Source organism: Mesorhizobium sp. WSM4814, assembly GCF_055811595.1.
Window position 1 is genome coordinate 42,758 of record NZ_JBVVQT010000030.1, and the last position, 14,818, is coordinate 57,575.

At 61.2% G+C, this 14,818-nt stretch carries 13 protein-coding genes; 4 read left to right on the forward strand and 9 right to left on the reverse strand.

Annotated features, from left to right (window positions below):
* Nucleotides 1–91 precede the first annotated feature (91 nt).
* Nucleotides 92–484, forward strand: coding sequence for a hypothetical protein (locus AC0L2V_RS29150; RefSeq protein WP_473521866.1), 393 nt, complete (start codon nt 92–94; stop codon nt 482–484).
* 105 nt (nt 485–589) lie between these two features.
* Here the strand turns inward: AC0L2V_RS29150 and AC0L2V_RS29155 are convergent, their stop codons facing one another.
* Nucleotides 590–1,756, reverse strand: coding sequence for a mandelate racemase/muconate lactonizing enzyme family protein (locus AC0L2V_RS29155; RefSeq protein ID WP_473521867.1), 1,167 nt, complete (start codon nt 1,754–1,756; stop codon nt 590–592).
* Entirely contained in the window at nt 1,753–2,745 is a 993-nt protein-coding gene (locus AC0L2V_RS29160; protein ID WP_473521868.1) for a LysR family transcriptional regulator, read from the reverse strand. Before AC0L2V_RS29160 ends, AC0L2V_RS29155 begins: the two co-directional genes overlap by 4 nt.
* Before the next feature lie 119 nt (nt 2,746–2,864).
* Here AC0L2V_RS29160 and AC0L2V_RS29165 point away from each other — a divergent pair, with 119 nt between their 5' ends.
* Nucleotides 2,865–3,572 carry an HAD-IA family hydrolase gene (locus AC0L2V_RS29165; protein ID WP_473521869.1) on the forward strand — a complete coding sequence of 236 codons (708 nt, stop codon included), beginning with the start codon at nt 2,865–2,867 and terminating at the stop codon, nt 3,570–3,572.
* 25 nt (nt 3,573–3,597) lie between these two features.
* Nucleotides 3,598–4,893, forward strand: a complete 1,296-nt coding sequence (locus AC0L2V_RS29170; protein ID WP_473521870.1) for an NAD(P)/FAD-dependent oxidoreductase — start codon at nt 3,598–3,600, stop codon at nt 4,891–4,893.
* 20 nt (nt 4,894–4,913) lie between these two features.
* Here AC0L2V_RS29170 and AC0L2V_RS29175 read toward each other — a convergent pair whose 3' ends face one another.
* The 7 genes from AC0L2V_RS29175 to AC0L2V_RS29205 form a co-directional block, all read right to left on the reverse strand.
* A complete protein-coding gene (locus AC0L2V_RS29175) occupies nt 4,914–6,959 on the reverse strand; it encodes an oxidoreductase (RefSeq protein ID WP_473521871.1) in 2,046 nt (681 codons plus the stop codon).
* 139 nt (nt 6,960–7,098) lie between these two features.
* Complete coding sequence (locus tag AC0L2V_RS29180; RefSeq protein ID WP_473521872.1) at nt 7,099–7,827, reverse strand: amino acid ABC transporter ATP-binding protein; 729 nt, start codon at nt 7,825–7,827, stop codon at nt 7,099–7,101.
* Between the two features lie 46 nt (nt 7,828–7,873).
* Nucleotides 7,874–8,710, reverse strand: coding sequence for an amino acid ABC transporter permease (locus AC0L2V_RS29185; RefSeq protein WP_473521873.1), 837 nt, complete (start codon nt 8,708–8,710; stop codon nt 7,874–7,876).
* Complete coding sequence (locus tag AC0L2V_RS29190) at nt 8,707–9,453, reverse strand: amino acid ABC transporter permease (RefSeq protein WP_473521874.1); 747 nt, start codon at nt 9,451–9,453, stop codon at nt 8,707–8,709. Before AC0L2V_RS29190 ends, AC0L2V_RS29185 begins: the two co-directional genes overlap by 4 nt.
* A gap of 48 nt (nt 9,454–9,501) precedes the next feature.
* Entirely contained in the window at nt 9,502–10,362 is an 861-nt protein-coding gene (locus AC0L2V_RS29195) for a transporter substrate-binding domain-containing protein (RefSeq protein WP_473521875.1), read from the reverse strand.
* Nucleotides 10,359–11,951 (reverse strand): FAD-dependent oxidoreductase, encoded by a 1,593-nt coding sequence (locus AC0L2V_RS29200; RefSeq protein WP_473521876.1) that lies wholly within the window; start codon nt 11,949–11,951, stop codon nt 10,359–10,361. Before AC0L2V_RS29200 ends, AC0L2V_RS29195 begins: the two co-directional genes overlap by 4 nt.
* A 104-nt stretch (nt 11,952–12,055) precedes the next feature.
* Nucleotides 12,056–12,970, reverse strand: a complete 915-nt coding sequence (locus tag AC0L2V_RS29205; RefSeq protein ID WP_473521877.1) for a LysR substrate-binding domain-containing protein — start codon at nt 12,968–12,970, stop codon at nt 12,056–12,058.
* A 186-nt stretch (nt 12,971–13,156) separates the two neighbouring features.
* Between AC0L2V_RS29205 and AC0L2V_RS29210 the strand changes: the two genes are divergently transcribed.
* Entirely contained in the window at nt 13,157–13,375 is a 219-nt protein-coding gene (locus AC0L2V_RS29210; RefSeq protein ID WP_473521878.1) for a hypothetical protein, read from the forward strand.
* Nucleotides 13,376–14,818 lie beyond the last annotated feature (1,443 nt).

Genomic DNA, 14,818 nt, shown 5'->3' on the forward strand with positions numbered 1-14,818 from the left:
GCAACGCTGAATATCCAGGCATTCGTAATGAACGCGTTCGGGTGTCTCGATAACGCACCGCGGGCGCAACGGCGTAGGACGTGACGGCAATTTGGCCTGGATCTGGGTCTGCGAGAAGGCGGTCATCAACGCCGAAGGCAAGGAGCTCGAGTCTCTCCGAGTGGGCCTCGACCCGAAAAGCAAGGAAGTCCGCGCTTCTTCCTTTAGCAAGGAGTTCCTCGCCTATTTGGACAAGCGTCAAGGCTGGATAGACAAGCATCTCAAAGGGTTCCGCGACAGCCTCGCTCACCGGATACCCCTGTACATCCCGCCCTTCATCGTCACGCCCGAGACAGTCGACAAGTACAACGAACTCGAGAAGGCGAGTGGAATGCCATCCAGAAGCGGGACGTCGAGCTATACGACAAGCTGCAGGCGGAGCAGACGGTCCTGGGCATCTTTCGTGTCCATCGTGCCACTATCGGCCGTATCGCGCCGAGGCTAATTTTAGATGTTCGCTGATTGTTCTTTCAGTTGGCCGTTTTCGCAGCGACGTACGCACCGGGCCAATAAGCGCTTTCGAAAGTGTTCTGCCTCTTTGTGGGAAGGCTTAAAGGGCCACGGTTTGATATAGGCCGTCCCTCAGCGCCTCCCGCCTGAACGTCACTCCGAAGCCGGGGCTATCACGAATGGGTATGACGCCGTTCTTCACAGTCGGCTCGATGGGGTCCTCGAGGACTTCGATGTGGCCGGGAATGCGATCCCAGTATGGGAAATGCTCCTGAATGTAGAAGTTGGGGATCGACGCGCTGAAGTGCATGCCGACCGCGGTGGACAATGCGCTCGCGCAGATATGCGGCTGCACCTTGAGGCTGTAGGCCTCCGCCATGGCCGCGATCTTGCGGGCCTCAAGGAGGCCGCCAGTATTGCTGATATCCGGCTGGAGAATGTCCGCGGCGCGCGTCTCCAGAATGTCGCGGAAGCCATACCGGGTAGAGACGCGCTCGCCGACGGCCACCCTCTGGGAGATCGCATTTGCTACTTTGACGAGCGAACCGATGTCGCCCGGATCGGCCGGCTCCTCCACATAAGTTATGTCGTATTTCTCGATCGCATGACAGAACCGTATCGTGTCGTCGGGAGTGGCCCCGGCGGACAGATCGAGCATCAGCTCCACCTCCGGCCCCACGGCTTCGCGGACTGCGGCAACGCGCGAAATTGCTTGTCGGACAAGCTCCGGCTCGCTCGCAGCGCGCAGCGACGGGTGACGCAACCTGCCGTCCGGCAAAATGGTGGCGAAAGGATAGAACTTAAGGGCGCCATAACCGTCTGTTACTGCGCCAACCGCGGCTTTCGGCAGATCGCTGTCGGACGTGCAGCCGAAGTACCAGCCATTTGCATAGGTGCGCAGTCCGTCGCGCATGCGGCCGCCCAGCAGTTCATATACGGGAACTCCCAAAGCGCGGGCTTTGATGTCCATCAAGGCCTGGTCGATGGCGCTCATCGCGGAAAAGACCACCGGCCCGCCGCCTTTGGTCCAGAAACTGTGGTCGTACATTTCCGCCCACAGGCTCTCTACCCGGAAAATCTCTCGGCCATTCGCCAGGTAGCGCTCAATCATTTCCTTGAGCATGCCCGCGGCTGCCAGTCCTCCCAGGCCATAAGCCAGCCCAGCTCCGCCAAGTCCTGTCACGCCGTCATCCGTGATCAGTTCGAGCAGTACCGGGCGAATGCCTCCGCTCTGAACGAGATAAATGTTGGCTGTCTTCAATTTCATAAGGGGTCACCAGTTTCAGATTGCAGGCAGTGCTCCGCGATGACGGCGCCATCACTTTCAGCGCCGAGTCCGAGGTCCGGATATTGCATATTGATGCGTTCCAGATCGGCATCGAATTCGGCCCCGATCCAATCGCAGATCTCGACGACGACCGGCGATTCTGGATTGCAAGTCGTGACCAGTTCGCATGTCCGGCCGGTCCTCATGACCTGTCCGACCGGCACAAGATCGCCGCGAGCCAGCAGATGCGAGACGACGTTGAGCCAACCGAGCGCGACACCCTGCCCAAGCAGGGCGGCCTGGACCACAACCGTATAGTCTGAAAACTGAAGCCCGCCCGGCCTTGCGTCTGGCGTATCGTCGGCAAACAGCCCCGACCAATCGGGCTCGGCGGTGCTGAGATTGATTATGCGATCAACGGCCGGCATGAACGCACCGGCAGAAGCTTCCGCACCGCGGAAGTGGGGAGCTCGGATTGGAACCAGTAGTTCCGGCATGACTGCGCGGGCCACATGGCGGGGGCCGCTGCCGTAATCGAAGCGCATGGCGATATCGGCCCCATTGACGGATCCGCCAAGCGGTCCGCTGATGAGCTGGAAGCGGATGTCGACCTTTGGGAACCTTTCCTGGAAATCGGCAAGCCTGGGCATGAACCAATGTGTCGCGAAGGCCGACGAGGCCGACAGAACGACGGTTTGTACGCCCGAGCGCCGTGCCTGCTGCCGCAGCAATGTCTTTTCGATTTCGTCGAAGCTGGCCGAAATGCCGGAAAAAAGCGCGGTTCCTTCCTCCGTCAGCACGGCGCCGGCGCTGGTGCGGTGGAAAAGGGCAACTTCAAGATGCGCTTCGAGCCGCCCGATGGTCCGGCTGACGGCGGGACCGGTAACGCAGAGCTCTTTCGCGGCGCGGGCAAAGGTGCCGCAGCGCACCGCCGCTTCGAAGGTGACAAGCGCATTGAACGAGGGAAGCAGGTGGCGAAGCCGTGCCATTACAAAATGTAACCTCCCCGGTTACCATTTGTGGAATTGCGGGGGCGGCCGTCCTCCTGTTGATTGCATCTTAACCTTCGCGAGAAGGTAGACATGAAACCGCAAAGAGGAATCGCCGAATGTCCTTCAAGGATTTCAAACTCTTGACCTTCGACGTCGTGGGCACGCTGATCGATTTCGAGAAGGGGATACTCGACGCCTTCCGCGAGATCGGCGGAAAGGCTGCCGAGGGGCTGAGCGACGACGATCTCTTCGCCCCCTATCTCGATGCGCGTATCGAGCATCCCGGCCGTTCCAGCCAAGTTATGGCGGACGTCTATCTCTATGTGGCGCGTAAGCTCGGTCTGCCTGCTGACAAAGGCTCGGCCGACGCCTTCCAGATCGCGGTGCTGCGTTGGCCGGCATTCGAGGATTCCGCCGAGGCACTCAAGCGGTTGCGCCGGCATTTCCGCCTCGTAGCGATGACGAACGCCGACCGCGTCGCCTTCAGCGCCTACTCGCACACGCTGGGGAACCCCTTCCATGACGCCGTCACAATGGACGACGCCAGGTGCGCCAAGCCCGATCCCCGCTTCTTCTCGCATAATCTCGGGCGGCAATCTGCCTTCGGCTATCGCCAGAAAGACATACTGCACGTCGCACAGAGCCAGTATCATGACATCGGCGTCGCCCGCTCGCTCGGTTATGAGGTCTGTTGGATCGAGCGGCGGATGTACCAGGAAGGCTATGGCGGCACTCCGCATCCGGGCGAAGTGACCAAGCCCGATTTTCATTTCGCGACGCTCGCCGAGCTTGCCGACGCGGTCGAAGCGGAGCTCGGCGGCTGACGAGCAAGGCGGGAGCCACGGCGCGATGAACGAGATCGAGCATCCTCGATCGCTCTGGCGGGAAACGGCCTCGCCCGCGCCGGCCCCGGTCAAGCTGTCCGATGCGTTCAATGCCGACATCGCCATCATCGGCGGCGGGTATACCGCCCTTAACGCCGCGTTGCGCGCCATCGAACGCGGCCTGCACCCGGTCGTGCTGGAAGCGGCCGAGATCGGCTGGGGCGCATCCGGCCGCAACGGCGGAGTCGTCTCCACGAAATTCCGTGTCTCGCTAAGTGACATCGCCAGGCACCATGGTCTCGAAATCGCCCGGCGCATGCACCGCATCGGTCACGACGCGATGGATTGCGTCGAGCGGAATATCGAACAGCTGGGGATCGCGGATGCCGGCTTTGCCCGGACCGGAAACCTGCGCTGCGCCCACAACGACCTCGCCCAGACGCGGCTCGTGACCGAGGCGGAGACGGCGCGAGACATGTTCGGCGACGGCAGCCTCACCATACTCGGTGCCGACCAGGTACGGGAGGAAACCGGTTCGGCCGATTTCGTCGGCGGCGTGCTTTCGACCCATGCCGGCGTCATCCATCCGCTGAACTATGCACGCGGGCTTGCGGCCGCGGTGCGCGCGGGCGGCGGCGAAATCTTCGAGCATTCGGCGGTGTTGGCGCGCAACAAGGACGGTGACCAGGCCGTGCTGACGACGGCGCAGGGCCAAGTAAGTGCCCGGCATGTACTGATCGCCACAAACGGCTATTCCGACATCACCGCCGCCACGGCGCTGGTGCGCGGAACGGTCATCCCCTTCCGCAGCGCAATGATCGCCACCGAACCGCTTGGCCCTGACCTTCGAGCCACCCTCATGCGGTACGGCCGGAGCTACAGCGAGACACGGCGCATGATGCGCTGGTTCCGCCCCGTTGGCGACCGAATGCTGTTCGGCGGGCGCGGCGCTTTCGGCCGCGAAGACTCCGCCTCCGCGTTCCAGGCGCTCGAAAGGGCGCTGAAGGAGATGTTCCCGCAGCTTGCCGGCACCGTGATCACCCATCGCTGGTCCGGGCTCGTGGCGATGACCATGAACAGCCTGCCGCAGGTCGGCATGCTCGATGAGCGGACCGGCTTTGCGCTGGGCTACAACGGAGCCGGCGTTGCCCTGTCGAGCCTCATGGGCCGTCGCGTCGTCGATCTGTTGTTGGGGGATAAGCCGGACCTCGGTCTCATCGAACGGGACGGTCCGAAACCCATCCCGTTCTATTTCCTGCGCGAGCCGGCGGTTCGCGCCGTCGCGGGCTGGTATCAGTTTCTCGACAGCATCGGTCGCTGACTCCGCCGCCGCACCAACAGTCATAGCGCGCTGCATATTCGTAAGGCATCCAGAACCGCGGCGTGGATATTCCGGCTTGAAACGGCATCACCGATGCGGTGCAGTTCAAAGCCGCTGTCCCGCAGGCGCGGTTGCGCCGCCGCTTTCACCATGGCGTCCAGATCTGTGACGCCGTCATTTGCCGATTGGGGACGAAGCTCCAAATAGATTTCATTCATTGGGATGCTACCCTGCTCGATGATGACCTGGTCCACCAGGACGCTCGTCACCTCCCGCGAGATCTCGTTGACGAAGCGCGCTTCCAGCCGGTTCGCATTGCGTTGGACGGCAAAGAGGCGGCTCTCGAAGATCGGTTTCACGCCGATCTGCAGGAACCGCTTTTTCCACCGCAGGCGCTCAGCATAGGTCAGTTCCTCCGACAGCTGTGCGTCTATCGAGACATAGATGACCTCGGCACCCGCTTGCCGGGCCTGCTCTGCGGCAAGCGGGCCGGGGTGCCGGCCGGTTCCGTCATAGATCAGCACTTCGCCCTGCAGCGGAACCTGTCCGGTCAGGACGTCCCAAGTGCTAAGGCACAGATCGGCTCCCTCCTGTAGGTCGATCTGCGGCAGGCCGCCCGTGGCGAGGATGACGACATCCGGTTCGAGGACGGCGATGTCGGTGCTTTCCAGATAGCTGTTGGTGTGGACCGATACGCCGAGGCGCTGCAGTTCGGCCGCGCGCCACTCGACAATGCCCATGAGATCGCGTCGCCAGGAGCCGGTTGCGCCGATGCGGATCTGTCCGCCAAGGTCGCTGCCCGCTTCGTGGAGTGAAACGGCATGGCCCCGCTCCGCGCTGATGCGCGCCGCCTCCAGGCCGGCTGGCCCGCCACCGACGATGACCACCTTGCGCGCCGGTCCCTCCGCCTTCTCGATCACATGGCGCAGTGTCAGTTCACGGCCGGTCGCGGCATTGTGCAGGCAGGAGGGCCGATATGGCGACTGGCAATGCGTTGCGCCGACGCAAGGCCGGATCTCGGTCTCGCGCCCGCTGGCGAGCTTCTCCACCAGATGAGGATCGGCGATCTGGGCGCGTGTCATGCCCGCCATGTCCAACATGCGTTCCACTACGGCGAAGCGTGCGGAAGCGACATCGGCAATGCGCGCGGCATGGAACACGGGCAGTCCGACTTCGTAACGAAATGCGCCAACCGGCTTAACCCAGGGCGCTAGAGGCGAGCCCATGCCGGGCATGTTCTCTTCGGCCAGCGCGCGTGTCGTATCCATGGTGCCGTAAATGGCGTTGAAGAAGTCGACGGCCCCCGCCTCCTTGAGCATCAGGGCCGCTTTGACGCATTCCTCGAAGCCCAACCCGCCGTCCGGGCCCTCATCCACCACGACGCGCATTCCGACGAGAAAGTCGTCGCCCACTGCCTTTCGGATGGCTTCATGCACCATGAGGCCGAACCGCAGGCGGTTTTCCAGCGAGCCGCCGAAACGGTCGGTTCGGCGGTTGGTCACCGGCGACAGGAACTGGCCGATCAGATGTCCGGCCGCCAAGGTCTCGATCCCGTCCAGCCCGCCTTTCTTGCAGCGCAGGGCAGCCTGCGCATAGGCCGTCACGACACGGTCGATATCGTGCTCGTCCATCTCTTTCGGGATACTGCGGTGAAGGGTCTCGCGCACCGGCGACGGAGCGATCGTGGAAAGCCGGTCGCCCGCATATGGATCGCCGCGGCGGCCCAGATGTGTGATCTGGCACATCAAGGCAGCACCGAGATCATGCATGCGCGTGCTGAAGCGCTGGAGATGGGGGATGATCGCATCCGTGCCAACATTGAGCTGGCGGAAGATGTTGGGTGAATCGCGGTCAACGTTGGACGACCCGCCGAACATCGAAAGTGCCAGCCCTCCCCTGGCCTTCTCCTCATGATAGCGCTGGTATGCTTCCTCCGGCATTCCGCCGACTTCGAGACCGCAGGCATGGCTGGTGCTGATGATGCGATTGCGCAACGTCAGCTTCTTGATGGTCAGCGGCTGCAGCAGCGGATCCCTGCTAATGGTCCCCGGTTCCGGCCCGTTCATTTCTTTCTCCCGCCGAATTTTTGGCCAAGCACGATCGACCGCGCGGATAGGGTCGCCCGCACGCCGCCGTCACCGGCCTGTCTGGTTCATGTGTCCCGGGTCCATAGCTCGAAAGCTTTGGACCAAAACTCCTACGATCCTAAAGAATCTGGCTCAGGAACTGCCTCGTTCTCGGGTCAGTCGCCTTGGTGAAGAACTGATCGGGCGGACCGTGCTCCACGATCACGCCGCGATCGGTGAAATAGACATGGTCCGCGACTTCGCGGGCAAAGCCCATCTCGTGGGTGACGAGGATACAGGTCATGCCCTCGGCTGCGAGTTCCCTGATTGTGAGCAGCACCTCCTTCACCGTCTCGGGGTCGAGCGCGGCCGTCACCTCGTCGAACAGCATGATGTCGGGGCGCATCGCCAGGCTGCGCGCGATGGCGACGCGCTGCTGCTGACCGCCCGACAGCTCTCCCGGATAGGCGTCCTCCTTGCCCTGCAGACGAACCTTGGCGATCAGCGCACGGGCCCGTTCCTCGACTTTCCTTTTCGGCTCCTTCAACACCAGGACCGGCGCCATCATGACGTTCTGCAGGGCCGTCTTGTGTGGGAAGAGATTGTATTGCTGGAAGACGATGCCGACCTTTTTGCGCAGGGCAAGCAGATCGAGCTTCGGGTCGTTCACCTCCTGTCCTTCGACCTTGATCGAGCCCTTCTGGATATTGTTGAGGCCGTTTATGCAGCGGATCAGCGTCGACTTGCCCGAGCCGGACGGGCCGATGATGCAGACCACCTCGCCTTTGTGGACATCGAAGCTGATCCCCTTGAGCACCTCGACGGCGCCGAAGGATTTGTGCACGTCGCGCAGCGATATGATCGGCATGTCCGGCGACCAGTTCGTTTGCGGGTTTGCTCCGCGGGCGTTCGAATTAGTTTGCAACATATTTTCGCTCAAGCTTCCGCGTCCAGATTGCGATCGGGTAGATGTAGGCGAAGAACAGGCAAAGCAGGAAAAGATAGAACGGGATGAGCAATTCCGGGCGCGCGCCTGCCGCCTCCATGGCCGCCTGGGCATTGCCGACCGCCTCGCGCACGCCAAGGATCGAGGCCATCGGAGTCGCCAGCGCGAGCAGCGCATACCAGTTCATCCACGGCGGGATGGCGCGCCTGACGCATTGAGGCAGGATGATCCAGCGCAATGTCTGGCCGCGTGTAAAGGCTAGGCTCTCGGCGGAGTCCCACTGGCCCTTCGGGATGGAATTGATGGCGCCGCGCAGGATCTCGCTGATATTGGCCATCACCGGCAGCGAGAAGGCGAACGTGGCCTTGGCCCAGTCCGGTATCCTGACCGTATCGCCGCCGGGCAGACGCATCTCGAACGGAACCAGGAACATGATCATGAACAGAATCACCAGCCATGGTGAGTTGCGGAACAGATGCGTCACGAACCACGCAGGCGCCCGCAACAGGGGCGAACGGCTGACCTGCAGCAGACCCAATCCGATCCCAAGAACGGTCGCGGCGGCCATGGCGATGAAGCTCATCAGGAGATTGAGCCCGAAGCCCTTGAGGATGAAGGGCAGCCATAGGATCAGCGTGGCGATGGCCGATGGGACCTGCTGTTCGGGCTCCGATTGCGCATAGGCGAAGGCAAGTGAGCCGAAAAAGGTCAGGCCGAGCCAAAGGCCATGCCGCCAATGGATTCGCGAGCAGAAGCTGCCTTGGCCGAAGCGACGGGCGTCTAGACGGAAAGCGTCGCCGCTCATTGCCCGTATCCCGGCAGGGCAAGCCTGCGCTCTATGAAGTGGAGCGCGGTGGCCAGAAGCGACACGACGAGCACGTAAAAGAGGAACAGAAGCAGCATCATCTCCGGCACGTTCACGTTAGCAGACCAGACCTGGTTCAACGTGGAGGTCATCTCCGGGACAGCGATGACATAGGCAAGCGAGGTGGTCTTCGCCAAGCTGACAAGATTGTTGGTGAGCGCCGGCAGGCTGATGCGGAATGCCAGCGGCAAAGTGACGTATAAGTATGTCTGCCACTTGCTCATACACAGGCTTTCGGCGGCCTCCTTCGTCGATTCCGGCACGGCTTCGAGGCCGGCGCGGAAGATCTCGACATTGAAGGCGCCGCCGAAAATGCCGAGCGAAATGACCGCCCACATGAACGAAGAGATCAGCGGCTGGTAATAGCCTCCCATGTCCACCTGCGGTGTGAAGGTGCCGAGAGCGAAATAGAAGAACAGGAGCTGGACCATCGGCGGCGTGTTGCGGAATGCTTGGATATAGAAGTCCATCAGACCGCGCAGGATGGGAGACCGGGCGTTCTGCGCCCAGGCCCCCAACACGCCGATCACCAGCGACACGACAATCGACCAGAATATCAGTTGCAGCGATACGCTGACGCCGGACAGGAACCGCTCGTATTCATAACTGTCGTAGAAGACGATGAAATTCAGGCCCGTGCGCTCGTAGAGATCCTGGAAGAATGGCGCGATCAACTGGAACATTTCAGCTCCGCCATCCGGTCACGGATCGACATCCCGTCGAGCATCGGCTCAGTTGCCGCCTTGCAAATAGCTGGTATCCCACTGCGCCTTTTCATGCTGATCGGCGATCCAGTCGGACGGCTTCACTTTCCACTTTTTCTCGAGCTCGACCAATTTCCCGGAAGCCTGCCAGCGATAGGCCATGCCCGACATGAACACACCCCAGGCTTTATCAACCTCCGGCAGCGGCACTGCCGCAGCCCACGGATTGTCGTAAAGGACGGGGACTGCCATTTCGTAGCCTTCCCATTCGCCGGAAGCGAGATCGGCCATGATAGGCGCATCGTCATAAAGCCACGCGATACATTTTCCGTCCCTTAGCGCCTGCTTGGCCTCAGTGTTTCCGGTGAAGGAAATAATGGTCGCGTCGTACTCGGTCTCGACCTGTTTATTGTAGTAATTGCCCTGCTTGCCGCAGACTGGCTTGCCGGCAACGTCTTTCCAATCATTGATGACGCCTTCCTTCGCAAGCAGCGTCGGACCGGAGCTCCAGTACGCAGGTTCGATTATTCCGATAACCTTGCGCCGCTCGGCTGTGTCGTACATGCCGCCAATAATCAGATCAATTTTGCCCTGCTGCAGGAACTGCATGCGATTGGCCGAAGTGATCATGACCGGCTCGAGCTCTAGGCCAAGCGCATCGGCCACCGACTGGGCAAGATCAACCTCGATACCCTGCATGGACCCGTCCGGCGCGGGGAAAGACCAAGGTTTGAAAGCTCCCTGCACACCGACACGCACAACGCCTCGATCCAGGATCTGTTTGAGATACGAGTCGGCTGCCTGCGCGCCGCTGGCGGAAAGGACCGTGCTTGCGGTCAGAGTGACGGCAAGGGCGGCAATGCTTTTCAATGCGGATTTTCGTTTCATGCTTGAATATCTCCCATTGTTGATGTCGTTTCTGTTGATTGAACCGGGTCCGATGCGGTGCGGAATACCGTCTTCTGGTATCGCATGAATTTTTCCACTTCCCCGCTGGTCCTCTCCGGCGTCCAGCCGGCGAGATCGGCGACGGAGCTTGCCACTTCCTCGACTTCCCTGCGATCCAAGTGCCGACGCCAGGCAAGCCCTGTCCTTGTGTAGAGAATGCCCTTCAGGTCCCGGGCACGCTCCGCTGACACCGCTCTGCGGAAGGCGGCGCGTCTGCCCTCGGCAAGCGGCATCGAAATGCCGAATTCCACGCTGCGGCCGTCAGTGGCTGGGCTGCGTCTTCCAGCCGCCCTGTGTTTCGGCCTCAGAAGCTTCTCGACAATCTTTCGCATCTCGCGCCCGGCGCTCAGATGGGTCATGACAGGGCCGGCGGTCATGGCGAAGATGCCCGGCTTCCCGGCGCCGGCGAGATCATGAATTTCGCGCGTGCGCCGGCCGATGGGCTGCTGCGCATCGAAGGTGAGCGGCCGCACGCCGGCCCAGGTGAACTCGACATGGCGGCGGGTCAGTCCTAGTCCGGGAAGCATGTAATTGGCTTCCCCGAGCAGGAGGTCGATATCTTCGTCAGTTGCCGCGACGTCGGCGGCATCGCCGTTGAAGGGCGTCTCCGTCGGCCCGAAATAGAAGCAGTCGTCATGGGACGGGAGACAGTAGAACGGCATGCCGCTGCGGTTGATCGTGGTTATGCCGTAGCCGCGATAGGAATCCGGCAGCCGTACTGCGATGTGGGCGCCCTTGGTGCCGCGGATGAGCCGGGGGGCGGCGGCGCCGGACGCGGCGACGGCATTCACCTCATCTATCCAGGTTCCGGCCATGTTCAGCACGACGGCGGCATGTATCTCAGCCGTTTCGCCTTTGTCGTGGTCTTTGAGTGCGATTAGCCAGCCGCTCTTATCCCTCCGCACGATCGCCGCCTCGCAGAAAAGGCGTATTTCCGAGCCGTTCTCTTCCGCGTCGAGGGCAGCGTCCACGCACAGCCGGTCCGGCCAGTCCATGATGTATTCGCGATAGGTGGCGATTGACCGGAGCCCCTCCCTGTCGCGCAGATGGCTCGCGAACGGCAGGTGTCCCCCGAAATTCCTCGTCAGCCGGCAGTAGGAGAGCGGCGGCTCCAGCGGCCCGAGACGTCGCAGAATACGGAAGCCGAGATCGAGATGCCAATCCCGAACCGGGCTTTCCGGATAGACGGGAAAACACATGGTGAAAGGTTTGCATCTTTCCGGCGCCAGAGCCACGAGTTCCGCCCTGGCCTCCATGCCCGCGCGCGCCATGCGCATCGCCCCGGCAAAGCGCAACGGGTGAAAGGCGAAGGTGCGGACGGGATTAGGCGTTTCGAAATAGCGAAGGCCGCAATGCAGGATGCGCGAGGAGCGGCTCGAGGCGCCCGCGGCGAAATCGCTCTTGTCCACCAACAGGACGCTGTAACCCGCCGACGCCAGTTCGCGCGCCGCACTTGCTCCGTTGATACCGGCACCGATCACGACGACGTCGTAATCTCTGCCTTGCATCTCGGTAAGTTTCGGCGGCATTGGCGGCCCGTTCCCTAAATGATCGATCGAGCGAATAAATCAATGAAAGGGCAATGTTCAAAATAGAATCTTTAGCGAGTGGTATGCATTAAATGCATACTGAACTAGAGCGGCAATTGTGCCAAAAGCCGATCGCGTCTTTTCGCCATCAGTTCCAGCAAGGCGTCTGCGGCAGGATTGGCCGCCCGCGACTCCGGCCGCAGCAGAGCGACATTGAACGGTATCTTTGGTGAGAAGGGAATGAGCTTCACCCTGTCGTCCAATTGCTCTACCGCCGTGTAAGGATCGATGATCGCTACGCCGATGCCCTGCTTGACCATCTCATATGCCGAGACCGAGAAGGTCGTCTCATAGGCTGCATCCACTTTGACGCTGCTGGATTGCAAGGCTTGGTCGAGGAGATGTCGCGCCGAAACAAAGGACGTCCACGATATGAAGGGCCCTTGGCGCAGATCGGCGGGGCCGAGACGCGAAAGGCCTGCAAGCGGGTGATCGCGGGGCACGGCCGCGATGTATGGCGCGTCGCTGAAGATCTCGGTGCGGAATCCGGAGCGCCTGAAGGGCGTCTCCGCCAAGCCAAAATCGATCTGCTGCGCGGCCGCCCATTCCTCGATTTTGACCGACATGCGAACATTCAGCGTGACCTTGGTCTTCGGCCAATCCTTTCTGAACTCAGCCAGCAGGTGCGGCACGAAATTGATGCCCAGCGCCGGCATGACCGCAAGACTGATCTCGCCACCCTCGCCGCTTGCCAGGCGGGAGGCGAAGCTGCTCAGCGCTTCAAGCGAAACATACGCCCGCTCGATTTCGTCGAGCAGCAGATGGGCAACCGGCGTCGGCGTGACTTGGCCCCGACGCCGCTCGAAAAGCGATACGCCGAGTTCGTATTCCAGCTTGTCGAGAAGTCGACTTACAGCCGGCTGACTACGACCTAGAAGCTCAGCTGCGCCGCTTACCGTGCCCGTCAGCATGATCGCCCGAAATGCCGCGTAGTGCAGGAGATTCAATGTGCGTATCAATAGTGTTCTGGTCCTTCGCCGTTTGTGCTGAATTCAATAGCCACTCACATCCAGTAGCAGGCATCTGGTCCATTGTGTTGCAGGAAACAAGATTACTGGCACGGTGGCTTAGTGGAGCGGGTGTTGGACGGTTGTTCTGAACGACGGCTATCACAGGAAGGGTAGCGCGTCAGCGCCAGTCTAGAGTTGGGCCGAATCGAGAATGCCGAGCGCGGCAGGACCGGGATCGCCCTGCCCCAGGCTTGCGGTTCCGGCGAGACTGCTTCGCGGCTCGACGAAAAGTTCGAAACGATCCCGGCGGGCAAGCACAAGTTGCGCGGGCGCGGCGAGGCGACAGAGGTCTTCCAGCTTGGCAAAGTCGCGACGTCGCGCGGTCTGGACATTCACCGCGCCCAAGCAGGCTGAGGAACTGCGTAGACGACCGCTAAACGCGTTCCACATTATGCGACTTTGCGCGAACAAACATCGAACAACGTCATAACGACTTCGCACACATGCTGGGATCCGCTGTTCGTCATGGGCTCAGTTGCGCCAAGAGCGACCCTTCCGAGCCGAGAACCAAATGTGTCGCATTAGGGGCCGTTTGCTGACTGTCGGCTTCAGACGCCGACGTTGGAATAGCTGCCATTCCTCGGGAGGCGCAGCGTGACTGCGTTCGACCTCATCTCAGTCGTTCCAAGGTCACTGACGGTCTTCCAGACGCCGACGCCCCTGGCCCATAAAGTTTCGGTGTCTCGAGGTTCGCTAAAGGGCCGAAGGAGAAGTACTGCACTCCACTGTCACCGGAGATAGAATTCATCAGTTGCGATCAGGCGGAAAGAAAAACCGGCATGTCACGTCGGAGTTTGGCGGCGAGCTCGTGATCTGGGCAGCGGTCGACGGCCGTCGTCCAATCGCCATCGCCTTAAGCCGTTCCCCCCTATTGCAATGCGTTCCCCCGAGGTTGAACATCACCAAATCGTAATCGGGATTCAGCGCGAGCGCCTTCTCATAGGCGTCGATGCCAGAGCGGGAATTAGCTGGAAGACTCACGGATTCGATTTCATCCCGCAAGGCTGCGGAAATGCGGCATTCCGCATCGCTATCCTGGAGAAGCTTTGACCGTGGTGCTGACGAAGGAGGCGATACGGCTGCTGTCCCGCGACATGTCCTATGAAGTGCCTGAACAGGATTTGCAGCTGGATCTGTCGCGAATAAGCCAAAAAACGGCTTTGCTCTTACTCACGTCCGGGCGACAGCGGGCGCCTGCACTTGGGCGGGCCACATAGGTAGCGAGAGACCTGGTATCCGGGAGTAAAACTGATGATCAAAGAAAAGGTACGGGAAGCGATCATCGCAGAGCTCCAGCGTTGATCCGAATCCGACCGGTCAAAGCTCCGGATCTGCGACTGCGCGGACAAGTTCGCAGTGGATGGTGTGATGGACCTGGATGCTTCTGGCACGTAGTTACGGAAATGGAGCGACGCCAGCGACACCATCTGGGCCGTCGACGAGGTATCTTGGTCCGGCTTTGCCGCACTCCATGCGCGCCGCAAGCACATCTGGGCGCAGCGCAGCGTCAGCGGCGGGTGGTCATTAGGCCGAGATTTGCGAGGCCGTCCGGGTTTGTGTTCACGAACTGAATCGACACGCCCGCTGTCGCGGCGATGCCGTGGGCCGAACGGTTCTCCACTTCGTGCCGTAGTACAGAACCTTTTGTACAGGAGTTCAATGGCCACGAAATGCCCTGCGCTATGGCCCTATCTCGCCTTTTCGCATCTCCTGCGCGACCAGTCCCCCGGCAGCCAAACCCAGAGCGAGCGCTACATACGCAGCTGCGATGGAGCGCTTAGAAAGCACTGTCTCCCA

Excerpts from the sequence above, each read along its gene's own strand:
- AC0L2V_RS29155 (WP_473521867.1), bottom strand. The coding sequence starts at position 1,756 with ATGAAATTGAAGACAGCCAACATTTATCTCGTTCAGAGCGGAGGCATT.
- AC0L2V_RS29160 (WP_473521868.1), bottom strand. The coding sequence starts at position 2,745 with ATGGCACGGCTTCGCCACCTGCTTCCCTCGTTCAATGCGCTTGTCACC.
- AC0L2V_RS29165 (WP_473521869.1), top strand. The coding sequence starts at position 2,865 with ATGTCCTTCAAGGATTTCAAACTCTTGACCTTCGACGTCGTGGGCACG.
- AC0L2V_RS29170 (WP_473521870.1), top strand. The coding sequence starts at position 3,598 with ATGAACGAGATCGAGCATCCTCGATCGCTCTGGCGGGAAACGGCCTCG.
- AC0L2V_RS29175 (WP_473521871.1), bottom strand. The coding sequence starts at position 6,959 with ATGAACGGGCCGGAACCGGGGACCATTAGCAGGGATCCGCTGCTGCAG.
- AC0L2V_RS29180 (WP_473521872.1), bottom strand. The coding sequence starts at position 7,827 with ATGCCGATCATATCGCTGCGCGACGTGCACAAATCCTTCGGCGCCGTC.
- AC0L2V_RS29185 (WP_473521873.1), bottom strand. The coding sequence starts at position 8,710 with ATGAGCGGCGACGCTTTCCGTCTAGACGCCCGTCGCTTCGGCCAAGGC.
- AC0L2V_RS29190 (WP_473521874.1), bottom strand. The coding sequence starts at position 9,453 with ATGTTCCAGTTGATCGCGCCATTCTTCCAGGATCTCTACGAGCGCACG.
- AC0L2V_RS29195 (WP_473521875.1), bottom strand. The coding sequence starts at position 10,362 with ATGAAACGAAAATCCGCATTGAAAAGCATTGCCGCCCTTGCCGTCACT.
- AC0L2V_RS29200 (WP_473521876.1), bottom strand. The coding sequence starts at position 11,951 with ATGCCGCCGAAACTTACCGAGATGCAAGGCAGAGATTACGACGTCGTC.